This is a genomic window from Paenibacillus sp. FSL R10-2778 (genome assembly GCF_038593035.1).
Taxonomy (GTDB): Bacteria; Bacillota; Bacilli; order Paenibacillales; family Paenibacillaceae; genus Paenibacillus_AQ; species Paenibacillus_AQ odorifer.
In genome coordinates, this window is sequence record NZ_CP151956.1 from 2,517,463 (window position 1) to 2,533,727 (window position 16,265).

Below are 16,265 nucleotides of genomic sequence, written 5' to 3' on the forward strand. Positions count from 1 at the left end.
GAGGTTGTGGAATGCTGTATTTAAACGATCGGGACATCCGGGAGGTGGGACTTGATTGGCCTTCTCTCGTGGAATCGATAGAAACTACGGTGCGCATACTTGATTCTGGAGATTATGCGCAGCCCGTAAAACCTTATCTAAGGTATAAAAATCCTCAAAATCGTATTATTGCAATGCCCGCATACGTAGGGGGGAATGTGAACGCAGCAGGGATCAAATGGATTTCCAGCTTCCCGGATAATATCCAGGTTGGTCTTCCCCGCGCGCATAGCATCATTGTCTTGAATGATCCCATTACGGGCGAGCCTATATCCGTCCTAAGCTCTCCGCTCCCCAGCATCGTAAGGACAGCTTCCATCAGTGGACTGATGATTGGCTACTTTTTGCAGGCACGTTCACTTGAACGGATTCATCTTGGCATTATCGGCTGGGGACCAATCGGGCAATATCATTTTCAAATGGTTATGGCATTGTACGGAGATCGAGTTGAACGTGTCCGCATCTTTGATATAAGGGAAGTAGATTTGTCAGACATCTCATCTATATATAAGGATAGGATAGAAGTGGAGGAGACGTGGGCGGACGTTTATCGAAAGTCCAATATCTTTATCACCTGTACCGTATCCAATCATAGATATATCGATATGCTTCCGGCGGAAGGTAGTCTTCTACTGAATATTTCACTGCGTGATTATAAGCCTGAGGCATTAGCTTCGGTGAAGGCCATAATCGTCGACGACTGGGATGAGGTGTGCCGCGAGAATACTGACATACAGCAGCTCCATCTGAAACATGGGTTAACTCGTGCCGATACCCGAATGATTACCGATGTCGTCTCGCGCCATTGCCTGAATGAACTCAGAGCAGATGAGCCGATTTTCTTTTGTCCGATGGGGATGGCGGTTTTTGATATCGCAACAGCGGTATACTTCGTGAAGAAGGCTAGAGAAAAAGGGATCGGGACTGAGCTACAGTAAGGTGGTAGGCATACGTTCGCTATGGGATTTTTTATAGATTTTTCTGATGTAACTAGACTATGATCCGTCACTTTTAAGGGTGGATTGCTGTCTAGTTTTTTTATTGTCTTGTTAACGTTCCATTCATAATACTCTGATAATCTCTATAAGTGTTAGGCGGATGATCATCCACCCCAATAAATGATGACTCGGAGGATAATAATGTTGACACCTATGAAAAAAAGGCTGATCGCTGGTCTGACCCTATTAGCTGTGATTAGTGCCGGCTTTGGCGCAAGCTTGGTATTTCCCGGGAAACAGGCCTCGGCTGAGAACCAAACGGGTCAAACCGCGCTGCCGGCAGCGCAAATTGAAGCATTTGCCAATCTCGATGATACCGCGGGACTGACTAGCTTCGTTGATGGAATTATGGAAAAAGATATGAACCGGCTGCAAATTCCGGGAGCGGTTATCTCCATTGTAAAAGACGGCAAGATTATTTTAGCCAAAGGTTATGGCAGTTCCAATCTGGAAGAAGCGGCACCGGTTAATCCGACAACCAGCATGTTTCGAATCGCTTCAACAACAAAGCTGTTCACCTGGACAGCGGTGATGCAAATGGTCGAACAAGGTAAGATAGATCTGGACACTGATATTAACACCTACCTGAAATCAGTGAAGATCCCTGCTACTTATCCTGAGCCGACCACGATGCGCCATTTGATGACACATACAGCGGGGTTTGAAGAGGGTGGAGTGGGTTATCAAATCACTACCGACCCTGCCAAATTGCCGGGATCAATCTCGGAAACACTCAATAAGCATATGCTGGCACGGGTAAGACCCCCCGGAGAGATGAGTTCTTATTCGAACTTCGGGGCTACCCTCGCGGGTCTGATTGTGGAGGAAGTCAGCGGTGTTCCTTACAATGACTATATACAAAAGTATATTTTCGATCCGCTCGACATGAAATATTCGACGGTGGTAGAGCCTTTGCCGGAGTCATTCATACCCAATCAAGTTGTAGGGTACACGAGTGAGAACGGCAGCTTTATTCCTGGCACACCTACCTTCGAGGGCGGCTTTCGTCCTGCCGGCTCGGGTACAGTATCAGCAGTAGACATGGCGCACTTTATGATTGCCCATCTGCAGAACGGGAAATATGGTGACCAGCAGATTCTTAGAACGGAGACTGCAGAACTAATGCATTCAACGGCGTACCAATTCGATAAACGTATGCCGGGAGTAGATCTGGGGTTCTCTGAGAAACGCATCAATGGTCTTAGACTAATCACTCATGGTGGTTCCGACCCCATGTTTAATACAGAGTTTTATCTTGTGCCTGCCAAGCATGTAGGTATCTTTGTTTCCTATAACGGCGGTCAGGGCGGTGATTCCGCGGCAGGCCTAGTCCATGCCTTTTTTGAGCGCTATTATCCCGATCCTGAAGCGAAGCAGCCTGAATTCTCCATTTCTGCAGAATCTGTTCAGAAATATGCGGGAACCTATCAATTCACACGCCGTAACCACAGTGATATTGATAAATTTTTCAATTTTTTTGCCCAGCTAAATGTTAAGGTAAAGGATAATAAGCTATCTTTGGGAAGTGGTAGTGAACAACAGTTGTATAGAGAAATCGGTCCGAATCTGTTCCAGCTCGAGGGAGGCACCGAACAAATTGGCTTCCGCACAAATGATACCGGTAAGGTTACACATATGCTCTTAGGTATGGCACCGGAAATGCCACTGGAGCGTACGCCACTCTTGAATCAGAATAAGTTTTGGCTTATCGTACTTGGCGGCTCGGGGTTGATTTTCATCACTGCATTGCTTGGACTAATCTTCTCCAGACGCAAGATCAAGGTGATGACGCCTCCGGAAAAGTGGGCCATCCGCTTATCTGCGGGAACTGCTGGGTGGGCGCTGCTATCTTTCGTTACGATATTTATGGTGGTTATGTCCATGGATACGATGCAGAAGTTCAGCGGTATCAGTCTTTCGCTTTCTCTCAGTTTAGTTATGCCAATCCTTTTGGTTGGACTGACTTTAGCTTTGCTAATCTCGGCTATACTGGTTTGGAAGAATAAATACTGGACAGCTTTCAAGCGTGTGCATTATACACTAGTGGCACTTTCGGCTGTAGTGATGACTCTGTTTTTCTACTATTGGAACCTGTTGGGTTGGCAGTTCGGATAACTTCGTTTCTTGTCAAGAATATATCATATATAATGTAAGCTTAAGAGAGGAGGACAATCGTGGCTACTATACTTATTGCTGATGATGATGATAACATCCGAAAGCTAATGTCTTTGTTTTTGCGAAAAGAAGGTTTTGACCTCAAAGAAGCCAGGGATGGCACCAAAGCGCTGTCCATTATAGAGAACTCGCGAGTCGATCTCGTCATCCTAGATATTATGATGCCAGGATTGGATGGTTGGGATCTGTGCAGAGAAATCAGGCGCTCTGATGCCAACATTCCCCTCCTCATGGTGACGGCTAAAGGAGAATCTGCACATAAAGTGAAAGGTTTTCAACTCGGCACGGATGACTATTTGACCAAACCGTTTGATCCGCTTGAACTGGTGATGCGAGTAAAAGCTTTGCTTAAACGCTCGCTGGTTGTTTCTTCCCAGTCTGTGCAGTTGGGCAATGTGGTGCTTAACCGCCGCACTTTCCAGGTTACGCGTGATGAAGAACCGGTAACGATTCCTTTGAAGGAATTTGAGCTACTGTTTCTGCTGGCTAGTCACCCTAGGCAAATCTTCACAAGAGAACAGTTGATTTCTCAAATCTGGGGATTGAACTATGAAGGAGACGGCCGGACTGTAGATGTGCATATAAGCCGGTTGAGGGAGAAATTCTGCGGTAACGACGAGCAATTTCAAATCGAAACGGCCCGCGGCCTAGGATACCGGCTGATCCCTGCGCTATGATCAAGACATTGTATGTACGCGTCGTTCTCACGTTTTTAGGCATCATTATCTTTAGTCTGATCTGTTCCTTTTTCATTGGTTTGTATGTCTTTCAGAAACAAATAAGTAACGAGGGACAGAATGAAATGATCACAGTGGGGAAGGAGATCATTCACCGTTATGATGACGCCAAGCCTGAGGATACAGACGAGTTCTTGAATAGTATGGTTAAGGTATCTGCATACCCTATCCACTTGTATAATCATTCCGTGGAATATACCTTTTATGGGCTCAAGGATAGTCCGGCCGTCACTATCACCCCCGAGGCTGTGAAACAAGTGCTGCAAGGAAAACTCTATCGTTCCTCCGCAAAAGATAAGGATACCTTTATCGGGATGCCCTTTATGTTTAACGGGGAGTGGCAAGCAATGTTCTTGCAGTATTCTGCCGAGAACGAAAATATCGTCAATCGGATGCTGCTCTTTGTGCTTTTACTCGTGCTTTTACTGGGTAGTCTATGCATTCTTATTGCCGCCAGATATTTGGTGGAGCCGATCAAAGCTTTGACGAATGCGACAAGAAGGCTGGCCAAGGGTGATTTCGAGGTAGAGCTTAAAGTAAACCGAGTAGACGAAATAGGGGAACTGACACAAAGCTATGTGGAGATGGCCGGGGAGCTGAAGCAGCTGGAACAGATGAGGCAGGATTTCGTATCCAACGTTTCTCATGAAATTCAGACACCGCTTACGTCTATTTCCGGCTTTGCCAAGGCATTGCAGAACAATGATCTAATCGTGGAAGAGGAACGTTCTGAATATCTTGATATCATCATTGCAGAGAGTGAACGTCTGTCGAGGTTAAGTGATAATTTGCTGAAGCTCGCTTCCCTGGATTCTGAACATCATCCTTTTAATGCAGGTTCCTTCAATCTTGACGAGCAGATTAGAACCATCGTTGTGACCTGTGAGCCACAATGGTCAGCCAAAGGCATCGTTATCGATCTTGAGCTGCCGGAAGCTGTCAAAATTAAGGGTGATGAAGATCAGCTGAAGCAAGTATGGATGAATTTGCTGAGCAACAGCATCAAGTTCACACCTGAAGGCGGGAACATCCGCATTAGTATAGATGACAGTGCAGCAGATGTATCGGTCACCATCAGTGATAACGGGATCGGGATTTCCCCGGAAGAGTTCAACGCCGTATTCCAAAGATTTTATAAAATAGACAAGTCACGGAATGGAAACAACAATGGCAATGGCTTGGGACTTGCAATCGTTAAAAAAATTGTCTCCCTGCATCAGGGAAACATAGAAGTGGACGGTGCGGTTGGAGCGGGAACGACGATTATCGTCAGGTTGCCCCATAAGTGAAATTAAGGGTTTGTCTGATTCTTGGATTGCCGTACGCCAAACATAATGAAATCCTTGAATTGCCGGTCCATAACCCGATCTTCCTCCGTAACCACACCCCCCCGCTGATGAGTAATAATGACGGCTTTTTGTAAATACATGAAATACAGGTGGGTGGACTTGTGCAGAATGTCCAGCCACTTATTTTTTTCCTCCGGAGCGACTGATATGGACTCAAGGAGAATTAACCGTGAATACCAGCCTTCCATAGCCTGCTTAAAGTCAGGAAGTTCCGCGGGATTTTTGGAAAGCGTGCTGTAGTAAACTCCAAAAATGGCATCATAGTAGATCAGGGCTTCCTGCTGATCTCTTAATGCCAGATATTTATCGAGAATGTTCTCCAATGACTGTACAGGGTGTTCAAAATCAAAATCAAACAGCAGCTGTCCAAACATCCGCTCCAGATTAAGGACATAGATTTGAGCGGCTAACTCTTCCTTGTCTTTATAATGATGATACAAAGTACGCCGGGAGATGCCGGCTTGTTCCGCAATCTGTGCCATATCCGTGCGCTCAATACCTTGAGCACAGAATAAGCTAAGCGCTGTATCCTTAATGATCTCCCTTGTCATTTGCATTTGCTTTTCCCGCAAATTCATTGATTTTCTCTCCTGTCTTGTTGCAACTCTTCCGCTGCTTCTAGCACTATTTCTGAGCTGGCTTCGAATTCATTAGGAATTTGCTGCCCACTGAATAGGGGTTCTGCCGGTTGATCGCATCACCTAACCAATTCAGAAGCTTCACACCATCCTGTTCAGCCTGAAAGAAGGTCTCTCTGGTGGCAAAAGTGTGCGGAGTTGTACCCGTCTTAGCGTTCAGTCCATAGTCGGTGAGATAGTAATAATAATTAGGTAAAGTGGCTGCCAAAGAAGAAACAGATTGCCGCATTTCCTGTGACCACTCATTAATGATGCTTTGATCTCTTGGCCCCTTGTAATCGTTGATGTTGTTCTGAAAGTGGATTAGAATCTCGTCAAATACCGAGTAGGATTGCAATATTATCGCATTCGCAGGAAGTAGATGGCCGTTCGCTTTAAAAGCTGCCCCGATGATATCCGCTTCAGGGGCATATCCGAAGTTCTTCACGAAGTCTGCCTGCCATTCCTGCTTCACAACATTTGGCCACTTGTCTGATTTCAAGAAGGAACTGTCTGAATATTGGAAAATCTCGGAGTTCTTGTAATGAGAGGCGATCTCGGGAGCCCAAAAAGCGGACCCGAAGCCACCAGCACTTTCGCCAGCAATCAGTAGTTTGCCGGGTTTATCCACGTTGGCATATATCCAATCGAGGCTGCTTCGCACATTATTGCTGCCGTTATAACGCATAGTAAAGGGGCTGCCGTCATCTTTTTTATATTCAACTGTGCGGTTGCCGATATGGAAGTCACCGGTTGAATAGGGAAGGTAGACCACATTCCAGCCATGAAAAGGATTGGCAGGGTTATCCGTATCCATCATGCCTCTCAGCAATGTCAACATATAGAAGGGGATGTTCTGGAAATAGTTTCCTGTATCTCCACCTTTAATAAAGTTCATAAGCTTGATGGGGTGTGCGGCACTTTGGGCATCCCAGCTGGCTCCGCCACCGGAAAAAAAGATGATCCAGTTATTATTTTCACCCTTTTTATTCCACAAAAAATACTCTGATCCATCACTTGATATGACATTTCCATCTAGCGTGACTTTATTCCACTTGTAAGGCTTCGCTTCCGCAATTACGGGGGTGGTAGTCGCCGGTCTTTTGATTACAAAAGCGCTGATTGCAAACATGGCAATCAAAACAAGGCTGAATAATCCAATACCTGTGAATATTGTGATTTTCCTCATTTTCCTCATTTTTCTCATATCCATCTCTCCCTTACTCGGAGTATACGTCAAGATCACTCATTACACAAGGTGTATACCTAAAATCATAAAACAATCGTGAGAAAATATATAAAGAGGTGTCCTCGCAGCCTTTGATCCATGGCTACAGGGACACCTCGATTGTGTATGTTACTTTATTAATTTTGCTGCTTCGATTTCAAATGTTTTTAGTTCGTAAGGTTCAAGTATAAAAGTAATGACAGGTTCAGTGTGGACTTCCCCTTCAGGACGCTCCATTAGATTACACTCTTGCCACGAAATAATATTCAAGTCGCTAGTCATATCAATTTGCTGGCGGCTTCCGGAATAGTCGTGCACACGTACGATTAATTTTTGACCATCCTCAGACTTCTTGATCGCAGAAACCATAACCTTTTGAGTAGAAAGGCGAATAAGCGACTTGGTTGCTACTTCTGCTTGACCCATGGTGCTCCGTAGAGGGTTGTTGACGGACCAAGCTTGACGGACGGTGTCACCCTGTAGCCAATCCCCAGTATGAGGCAGGATAGAATAGGTGAAAGTATGTTCGCCTTGATCCGCTTCAGGGTCAGGGTGCGTTGCCGATTTGATTAAGGATAGACGCATCACATTATCCTTGATGTCATAACCGTATTTGCAGTCGTTCAGCAAGCTAACGCCATAACCACGATCTGATAAATCTGCCCACTGATGCCCCACAGTCTCGAATCTAGCGTAATCCCAGCTAGTGTTCCAATGTGTTGGACGCGTAACATTACCGAACTGGATATCATAAGTGGCTTCGGTAGCTCGTATCGCAACAGGGAAAGCTACTTTCATTAGCTGTTGTCGCTCATGCCAGTCTACCTTTGTCACGAAATCGATACGACGATGGTGTGCATGTAAGATCATTTGCTGCTTAATCGTGGAATCCATATAACTCCATGTGAATTGTACAACACATCGCAGTGAACCCTTTTCTATGACTTCAATGCTGCGGCAGTCGGTGACTTCACGTTTCTTTTGCTGATAGTAGATGTCAATGTCCCAAGCTTCATGGGCTAGGGGTTTATCTTCAAACACTTGGAACACGTTACCGTGACTTCCGTTTGCTAATACTTGTCTTTGTTCATTTATATCATAGATGGATACTAATTGACCTTGTTCGTTCCACTCAATTTCGAAGTGAGGCGTTGAGATTCCTGATTCATTTAGCTTGAATGGAGCGCTTAGTGACTTAGAATTCACATCTTCTACGAAGGAGATCGTTGTGTATCCAAGAGAAGGAATGTTAGATACTTCAACGATCCAGCGGTCACCTTCACGCTGAGCTTGTAGTTGTTTTCCTTCTGAGCTTATCCAATGTCCTGTTTCCATCCCGGCTTCAACAGTAATTTCTACGAGTTCTGTCAGCTCCCAAGCAGCATTGTTCCAGATCGTATATTTACCGGCTTCATTTCCGCTCACAAGTGCCTTACTGGATTGCTCCCAGACAGACTGACCTATTGCTTCTGCTTGTGTATACTCAATTGTACTGTCTTCATACACTTCACGAATCGAAGAGCCCGGAATAATATCATGGAATTGGTTGCGCAAAATAATTCTCCAGCCCTCGTCTAAATCGGTCTGACGATAGTTAGACCAGTCACCTGTCATCACACTTTGCAGTGTATTTAGCCATTCCGCCTCACGGTATAGCAGTTCAAGCTTACGGTTCATCCGCTTATTGTAGGCTTGGCTTGTGTAGGTGCCGCGGTGATATTCTAAGTAAAGCTCGCCATCCCATACATGGACATAACGATCTGTATTTGCAACAGTTTCTTGCAGGGTACGGAAGTAGTCTCCCGCTGTTCCTGTTTCAATCTTCGGCAGACCGGGAAGATCGTTTAACCGACGGCGCATCTCTAGCATTTCACGGTTCACACCCCCGCCACCATCGCCATATCCGTAAGAAAGTAACAGATTGCGATTTACTTCTTTATCCCGGTAAGTATCCCAAATTCCTTTTACAGTCTTAGGAATAATCCGGCCATTATAAGTGTAGAACCAAGAATCTTCTTCGGACCAAGGCTCTGGTGTTGTAATAAAGTGTGTTAACACCTCTGTGCCATCAATCCCACGCCATTGAAAGGTATCATGGGGCATCCGGTTATATTGATTCCAGCTAATTTTTGTGGTCATGAAGGTATTAATTCCTGATTTTTTTAGAATTTGTGGCAAGGACCAGCTGTAGCCAAATACGTCTGGCAGCCATAAATAGTCACATTCAACCCCAAATTCATTACGTAAGAAGCGAGTTCCATAGAGTAATTGACGGACTAGAGACTCCCCTGAGGTCAAGTTGCAATCTGCCTCAAGCCACATACCTCCGCCAGCTTCCCAGCGTCCTTCAGCCACACGTTCACGAATATTTTCATAGATTTCTGGATAGTCATTTTTGATATATTCATAGAGTTGCGGCTGAGTCTGTAAAAAGGTATAGTCCGGGAACATTTCCATCAGACGTAGTACGGTTGAGAAGGAACGCGCACATTTCTCACGGGTGTGTTTCAATTGCCACAACCAAGCTACATCAATATGGGTATGGCCAATACAGGTAACTGTGACGGGTGAGGACTTCTCCATTTTGTTAATTTCATCACGCAAATAATTGCGGGCTTCCCCGATCGAAGCGTAGAAGTTGTCTGAACCTGGACGAGACCAGTCGATCAGAAGAAAGGAGCGGTCTACTGCACTCATAAGTTGTGTATATTCTGGTGTTTTGGCATCGAGTACGTTCAGCGTCTCAACTACAGCAAGCGCGGTAAAATAGAAATCATCCGTTGGTTCATCCAGCCAACAAATTTCAGCCATGCGAATCCCATGTGTCTGATCCTTTTTTGGGCCGCCACCTTCGAGTCCCGACCATAACCGGAAGGTCAGTGGAAGCTGAGTGCCTGCCGTTTCATTTGGCAAGAACACTTCGGTATGATTGGAATCCACACCTTGATAGGGTTTGCCGTTGAAAAAGAATAAGGATTCAAATCCGGAGTTATTTCCAGCACCCGTCTCGCCAAAATCAAATCGACCCAGTACTCTACGGCCTGCCCAAGTAGCGGGTACTTCTATATTTGTCGTTAGCCATAAATACAAATCGCGGCCTTTCCAAGTATCTCCAACTCGTAGCTTAGACCATTCTCCATCCACGGGCGGTTCGGCTGCAATTTCACCTTGTTCGTCAATCATAGAGTTGAAAAAAGGAATGTGTATACGATCCCGGTAACGATATTCGGAAATTTCGTTTAGTTGGGAGTTGAGTTTGCGTTTGGTTAGAAACATGAGTAATAGCCCCTCCAATATGTTGATGGGGGACGAGGAAATTAAGATCTATTTGGGTTATTATAGGTTTGTTTGGGGGGTAGAAATCAACTATAGACGATTTTGTGTGAGTTGTAAACTCTTGGTGGAGAGAAAAGTTGGAGCGCTAGAATATATAAATTAAAAAATGCATGCGCTTCCATTGCAGAAAAAGAAGTGTGATGTTAAGCTTCTAATCCTAAAGGTGATATTCAGAAAGAAGGTGGCTTTGTTGAATGTAAAGAAATTTTATCAAAACCATTTGCAGAAAAAACTGTTCAATAAAATTTTAGCTATATACTCTTCGATCATCATAATTACGTTAATTGCCTCATCCATTACCGTATATAAATACTATGAACAGACGATCACTCGCCAACATGTAGATGCCAATCGGGAGGTGCTGGATTATGTAAGTTTGTATATGAATCAGCAGTACGAAAGCATCCAGGTAGCCATCCAGCAAATTTATAGCGATGCCTCTGTTAGTGAGGATTTGTCCTACTTTTTGCAAAATGATTATGGGGATTATCTTAAATACCGTTTAGATCAATATGCAGACATAGGGAGCTCCGTTCCTCATACGTTCGATACTTATTTCAAAACCTATTTGAATCAGAAAAACGGGATTTATGACGTTATTTTATACAGTACAGAGAAAGAATTTTATTATTTATATAAAAATAATACCCGGCAATTCTACTTGAGCGACATGGACGGTTCTAAGCAAAAGTTATCCTTACCGAAGAATGGCTGGGTCTCGCATGAAACCAAATTAGTGCTTAAGGAAATAAGAGAAGACAATAACAATTTGTATACAATGACTAGGGAAATTAAAGATCCGATTACACTGAAAACGATCGGGATGCTCATAGTAGATTTTGACGCAGAACTTATTTCAAAATGGCTTGGCACAAAAGTTGCAGAAAATAATGGTCAATTGTTGGTCTTAACCCCAAGCGGTGACGTTATATATGATTCATTGGGAAGGTATATGGGACAGCGATATCCACATCTCGATGCGCTTCATGCGGATGGTTGGACAACACTGGATGGGATCTCCAAGGTTAACTTAAATACAACGAATAGCTCAGGTCTTATTATGGCAGGGATCATTCAGAAGTCACAGGTCAACAACGAAATGAAAACGGTTCGAACTTGGATTATCGGGATTACCACAGCGCTTATTATTACTGCAATGTCTTTTACATACGGAATTATTTTACGTTTTTCTAAAAAAGTGAAGATCATTATCAAATCTATGAAGCGCTTACAGGAAGGTGATTTAAGCACACGTATTCACCTAAATCGAGAAGATGAATTGCAGCTAATTGCCAACAACTTTAACTATATGTGTGAAAGGTTAGAACTCTATATTAATAAAGTGTACATTTCGGAGCTTACGCAGAAAAATGCAGAGCTAGTTGCACTTCAATCGCAGATTAATCCACACTTTTTATATAACACACTTGAGGCGATTAGGATGCGGGCAATTACGCAAGGAGCGAAGGATGTAGGTCAGATGATTTACATTTTATCGACATTATTTCGAACGATGATTAAGAAAAGCATGGTCGTTACAATATCTGATGAGATTGAATACTGCAATTTGTATCTGGAGCTGTTTCAGATTAGACATAAAGATAGGCTCCAAATCATATCACAAATAAGTCCAGTTGCCATGAATTGTTCTATCGTTAAATTGCTCATCCAACCGGTCATTGAAAATTATATTGTTCACGGATTTAGACCTGACCGTTTTGGCAATCTCATCCGTATTGAAGTTACTGAATCTGGCGGGGAAATTCTAATTGCTATAAGTGATAATGGGAATGGAATTACTGCCAGCAAGCTGACAGAGCTACAGCAAATGCTTCAAGTCAGTATGAGAATGGATGAACCTCCTTCTTCGGTAGGCCTATGTAATGTGAATGAACGAATTAAACTTTATTATGGGACTGAATATGGTTTAACGATCGCTAGTGAAGTAAATAAAGGAACAATAGTCATCATGAATATACCAGTAGTAAGGGAGAGTACTAATAATGCACAATATACTTATCGTGGATGATGAACCTCTTATTCTTGAAGGATTACGTTCAGTGATTGAATGGGAAAAATATGGATTGAGAATCGCGGGACAAGCGTCTAATGGGGAAGAAGCTTTAGAATTTCTACGCAATCATAATGAAGGGATCGACATATTAATTACTGATATTACGATGCCAAAACTTACGGGACTTGAACTGATTCAGCAAATAAAGGTTTTTGATTCAAAAATGAGGTTTATAATCTTGAGCGGGTATGAGCAATTTGAGTATTTAAAAGCTGGAATGAGTCTAGGCATTGAAAATTATATTCTCAAACCCATTAATATACATGAGTTGGAATCAACCATTGAACAAATTGTTGAAGTGCTGAATCAAGAGGATGTTGAACAATTTCATGCTAAAGAGGATTGGCAAGTTCTACGCAATAATATTCTAAACCGCTGGGTAACTGGCAATATAGGCCGGCAGGAGCTACAGCACCGTTCAAAAGTCTTAAATATCTCACTGGACTGTTCATTTTTTACGGTGGCTGCGATTCGGCTTATCACCGAACAGGATGACGATGAGGGCCAGGATAAACTCCATAGGAATCAGCTTATGGATGAATGTTATCGTATCGCTGTGAAGTCATTAGAGCAACTTGGAACCGTTATTGTATTTATAGATATGGAAGGTGATCTTGTTCTTATTATTGCTGAGCGGGCTGAAGCTGAGAACAAAGAAGAGCTTTATTGTGTACTGGAGCAAGTGCAATGTGAGATTATGCATGAGTTAGAAAAGTCTGTCTGGATAACGATAGGAAGTAAGGAGCATGCTTTTCAGGAAGTCCCAAATAGTTATAAAAAGGCGAAGAGTTTATATGTTGATCATCTTATGCTACCGGGTTACCCGATTATAGATGTGGAACAACTATCAAAGATGGTTCTGCATGAGGAGAAGCTCGAAATTGATTATGAGGAATTCACCAAATTATTATTATCTGGAGACCGGGAGGCTACGAACCAATTTATCGCAGAAACGTTCGAAAAGCTGTTTGGCTGTGGCATGATTACCCGCATTGATAATTACAACGTAGCGATTGAGTTAATGTTGATTGCTAAGAAAATGGAGAAAAACTCTAATTTTAGTGCCGTGTTTAATCCATTGCTGCGCATACATACTATTGAGCAATTGGTGCACCATGTGCAGGAAAGTGTGAAAGAAACACTGGACCAATTATCATTAGTAAATGATGAGCTCAGTCCGAATATGAGATATATGGTTGATCAAGTAAGCAAACACTATAGAGAAGAGCTATCCCTGAAAACGCTCAGTCAGCGAATGGAAATGCATCCTAATTATTTGGGCCAGCTATTTCAGAAGGAAATGGGCCGTAGTTTCTCTGATTATGTTAATCAATTTCGAATTGAAAAGGCAAGACAATTGCTGCTTCAAACTACGTTACTAACCAACGAAATTGCAGCTGAAGTAGGATATCCGGATCCAGCATATTTCTATCGCCAATTTAAAAAATCAGTAGGTGTATCGCCGACAGAGCTTCGGAATATGTACAAAAAAGCAAAATCCTAAAATAAAGGAAATGTTCCTGAGTATCACGTTCAAGTACGGGCTTCATGGACGTTGATAACGAGAATGTTTCCTTTTTTTTGCTCAAATTTAAGGGGAAATAGACTTTTTAAATGTCCCTTCTGCTGTGGATCTTTAATTTTTACATCTGATTCTGGAGTTTTTCAACTTTATGAAACCGCTCTTATAGCGCAGAATTAAGGGTAGTTAAAGGGGCGAGGGAAAAAGATCGAAGGGATATATAGGGGTTGTTTGGGGATAGAGAGAAGGGGGATGTGGAATAATGCCTGCATTTTTCAAAAGTTTAATTAAGGATAAAGTACTCTGGTTTATGGTATTACCAGGGACATTATGGTTCCTGATCTTTTGCTACTTACCGATGTTTGGAACAGTAATTGCATTCAAGGATTTCAAGATTCATCGGGATGGATTCTTTGCAAGCGTTTTAAACAGTAAGTGGGTTGGCCTTGAAAATTTCAACTTTTTGTTCTCGACGGAGGACGCCTATATCATTACAAGAAATACGATTCTTTATAACTTGGCGTTGATCTCTCTCGGTTTAGTTCTTGCGGTGGGTATTGCGATCACCTTAAATGAACTTGTGAACAAACGGATGGCTAAAGTTTATCAAACGGCGATGTTTATGCCTTACTTCCTTTCTTGGGTCATTATTAGTTTCTTTACCTTCAGCTTTCTGAGTGTAGATAAAGGAATATTGAATCAAGTGGTTGTTTACTTCGGAGGCGATCCTATTTCCTGGTATGGGGATACTCGCTTTTGGCCATATATCCTAATTTTCATGGGGATTTGGAAATCAATTGGTTATTCAAGTGTTGTTTACTTAGCGGCTATAGCGGGTATCGACAAGTCCTACTATGAAGCAGCTATGATTGATGGGGCCAGCAAATGGCAGCAGATTAAGTTTATTACACTTCCTTTGCTTAAACCTTTAATGGTAACGCTAACGATTTTAGCGATTGGTGGTATTTTTAGATCGGACTTCGGTTTATTCTATCAAATCCCTCGGGATTCAGGTGTTCTATACTCCGTAACGAATGTTATCGATACTTATATTTATCGCAGCATGAGTACGACAGGTAATCTAGGGATGAGTACAGCAGCGGGTCTATATCAATCGATTGTTGGATTTATCATGGTGCTTGTAACGAATTCTATTGTGAAAAAGATCAGCAAAGAGAATGCGATATTCTAGAAAGGAGTTAGTGACGTTATGGCAGTATTCAAACGTAAGCCAAAAGAAATTGACAACAACGCCATTACTCCTTTATGGAATGTGGTACTCAATATTATAATTGGCATCTTCGCTTTTACTTGTGTGTTTCCGTTCTTGTTTGTCATAGCCATTTCTTTTACAGATGAGAAAGTACTTGCTCTAAATGGGTTTAGCTTGTTACCCGAAAAATATAGTTTAGCAGCTTATCAGTTTGTTTTTAACACAGGTGATCAATTGCTTCGTTCCTTTGGAGTTACTTTGATGGTTACTGTACTAGGTACGCTCATTAGTTTATTTTTAATAACAACTTATGCGTATGTTCTCTCTCGAAGATCATTTCGCTATCGTAATTATTTCAGCTTCTTCGCCTTCTTCACGATGTTATTCTCAGGCGGAATGGTTCCCAACTATATCGTGGCTACGCAGTTTTTACATTTGTACAACACGATATGGGCTTTGATATTGCCCATCGCGATGAATGCATTCTTTATTCTAGTAATGCGGACCTTCTTCCAGACTAGCGTACCTGATGCACTCATTGAGGCTGCCAAAATTGATGGGTCTGGTGAGTTTCGGACCTTCCTGCAAATTGTACTTCCAATCTCTTTACCGGGGATTGCAACGATTGGATTGTTCTGTACGCTGGGCTATTGGAATGATTGGTTTAATGCCCTGCTGTATATAGATGATGCGAGTCTTGTTCCACTCCAAGCGATGCTGATGCGAATTCAGAATAATATGGAGTTTGTCATTCAGAACAGTATGCAGATGGGATCAAGCTTTGAGATTGCTGCAACCTTGCCAACAGAAACCGTTCGTATGGCGATGGTTGTACTGGCGACCTTGCCTATAGCACTAGCGTATCCGTTCTTCCAAAAGTATTTTGTACAAGGCTTAACCGTGGGCTCTTTAAAGGAGTAACACTACTAAGATGTATTTATTCGAATCGCTAGGACAGGAATCGATATAAATAAAGC

General features: G+C 42.8%; 11 protein-coding genes. 8 read left to right on the plus strand and 3 right to left on the minus strand.

Annotated features, from left to right (window positions below):
- The first annotated feature begins 11 nt into the window (after positions 1–11).
- From NST40_RS10975 to NST40_RS10990, 4 genes are all read left to right on the plus strand, one after another.
- Positions 12–977 (plus strand): 2,3-diaminopropionate biosynthesis protein SbnB, encoded by a 966-nt coding sequence (locus NST40_RS10975; RefSeq protein WP_076277452.1) that lies wholly within the window; start codon positions 12–14, stop codon positions 975–977.
- A gap of 201 nt (positions 978–1,178) precedes the next feature.
- On the plus strand, positions 1,179–3,152 hold the full coding sequence (locus tag NST40_RS10980) for a serine hydrolase domain-containing protein (protein WP_342410668.1): 1,974 nt from the start codon (positions 1,179–1,181) through the stop codon (positions 3,150–3,152).
- A gap of 59 nt (positions 3,153–3,211) precedes the next feature.
- Positions 3,212–3,889, plus strand: coding sequence for a response regulator transcription factor (locus NST40_RS10985; RefSeq protein WP_076100805.1), 678 nt, complete (start codon positions 3,212–3,214; stop codon positions 3,887–3,889).
- Positions 3,886–5,238: a HAMP domain-containing sensor histidine kinase gene (locus tag NST40_RS10990; protein ID WP_341002036.1), complete on the plus strand. Its 1,353-nt coding sequence runs from the start codon at positions 3,886–3,888 to the stop codon at positions 5,236–5,238. The genes NST40_RS10985 and NST40_RS10990 overlap by 4 nt, the downstream gene beginning before the upstream one ends.
- A gap of 2 nt (positions 5,239–5,240) precedes the next feature.
- Here NST40_RS10990 and NST40_RS10995 read toward each other — a convergent pair whose 3' ends face one another.
- From NST40_RS10995 to NST40_RS11005, 3 genes are all read right to left on the minus strand, one after another.
- A complete protein-coding gene (locus NST40_RS10995; RefSeq protein WP_076129994.1) occupies positions 5,241–5,876 on the minus strand; it encodes a TetR/AcrR family transcriptional regulator in 636 nt (211 codons plus the stop codon).
- Positions 5,877–5,922: 46 nt separating this feature from the next.
- Positions 5,923–7,122, minus strand: coding sequence for a pectin acetylesterase-family hydrolase (locus NST40_RS11000; protein ID WP_341002038.1), 1,200 nt, complete (start codon positions 7,120–7,122; stop codon positions 5,923–5,925).
- A 150-nt stretch (positions 7,123–7,272) separates the two neighbouring features.
- The gene (locus NST40_RS11005) at positions 7,273–10,419 is read right to left on the minus strand and encodes an alpha-mannosidase (RefSeq protein WP_341002040.1); all 3,147 of its coding nucleotides are present in this window, start codon (positions 10,417–10,419) and stop codon (positions 7,273–7,275) included.
- A 250-nt stretch (positions 10,420–10,669) separates the two neighbouring features.
- Between NST40_RS11005 and NST40_RS11010 the strand changes: the two genes are divergently transcribed.
- The 4 genes from NST40_RS11010 to NST40_RS11025 all read left to right on the plus strand — a co-directional run bounded on the left by NST40_RS11010 (position 10,670) and on the right by NST40_RS11025 (position 16,209).
- Entirely contained in the window at positions 10,670–12,508 is a 1,839-nt protein-coding gene (locus NST40_RS11010; RefSeq protein ID WP_179087034.1) for a sensor histidine kinase, read from the plus strand.
- Complete coding sequence (locus tag NST40_RS11015; protein WP_076195203.1) at positions 12,483–14,057, plus strand: response regulator transcription factor; 1,575 nt, start codon at positions 12,483–12,485, stop codon at positions 14,055–14,057. The genes NST40_RS11010 and NST40_RS11015 overlap by 26 nt, the downstream gene beginning before the upstream one ends.
- Before the next feature lie 280 nt (positions 14,058–14,337).
- Positions 14,338–15,267, plus strand: coding sequence for an ABC transporter permease subunit (locus NST40_RS11020; protein WP_076129998.1), 930 nt, complete (start codon positions 14,338–14,340; stop codon positions 15,265–15,267).
- Positions 15,268–15,285: 18 nt separating this feature from the next.
- A complete protein-coding gene (locus NST40_RS11025) occupies positions 15,286–16,209 on the plus strand; it encodes a carbohydrate ABC transporter permease (RefSeq protein WP_038569957.1) in 924 nt (307 codons plus the stop codon).
- The last annotated feature ends 56 nt before the right edge of the window (positions 16,210–16,265 follow it).

Excerpts from the sequence above, each read along its gene's own strand:
- NST40_RS10995 (WP_076129994.1), bottom strand. The coding sequence starts at position 5,876 with ATGAATTTGCGGGAAAAGCAAATGCAAATGACAAGGGAGATCATTAAG.
- NST40_RS11025 (WP_038569957.1), top strand. The coding sequence starts at position 15,286 with ATGGCAGTATTCAAACGTAAGCCAAAAGAAATTGACAACAACGCCATT.
- NST40_RS11015 (WP_076195203.1), top strand. The coding sequence starts at position 12,483 with ATGCACAATATACTTATCGTGGATGATGAACCTCTTATTCTTGAAGGA.
- NST40_RS11000 (WP_341002038.1), bottom strand. The coding sequence starts at position 7,122 with ATGAGAAAAATGAGGAAAATGAGGAAAATCACAATATTCACAGGTATT.
- NST40_RS10975 (WP_076277452.1), top strand. The coding sequence starts at position 12 with ATGCTGTATTTAAACGATCGGGACATCCGGGAGGTGGGACTTGATTGG.
- NST40_RS10990 (WP_341002036.1), top strand. The coding sequence starts at position 3,886 with ATGATCAAGACATTGTATGTACGCGTCGTTCTCACGTTTTTAGGCATC.
- NST40_RS10980 (WP_342410668.1), top strand. The coding sequence starts at position 1,179 with ATGTTGACACCTATGAAAAAAAGGCTGATCGCTGGTCTGACCCTATTA.
- NST40_RS11005 (WP_341002040.1), bottom strand. The coding sequence starts at position 10,419 with ATGTTTCTAACCAAACGCAAACTCAACTCCCAACTAAACGAAATTTCC.
- NST40_RS11020 (WP_076129998.1), top strand. The coding sequence starts at position 14,338 with ATGCCTGCATTTTTCAAAAGTTTAATTAAGGATAAAGTACTCTGGTTT.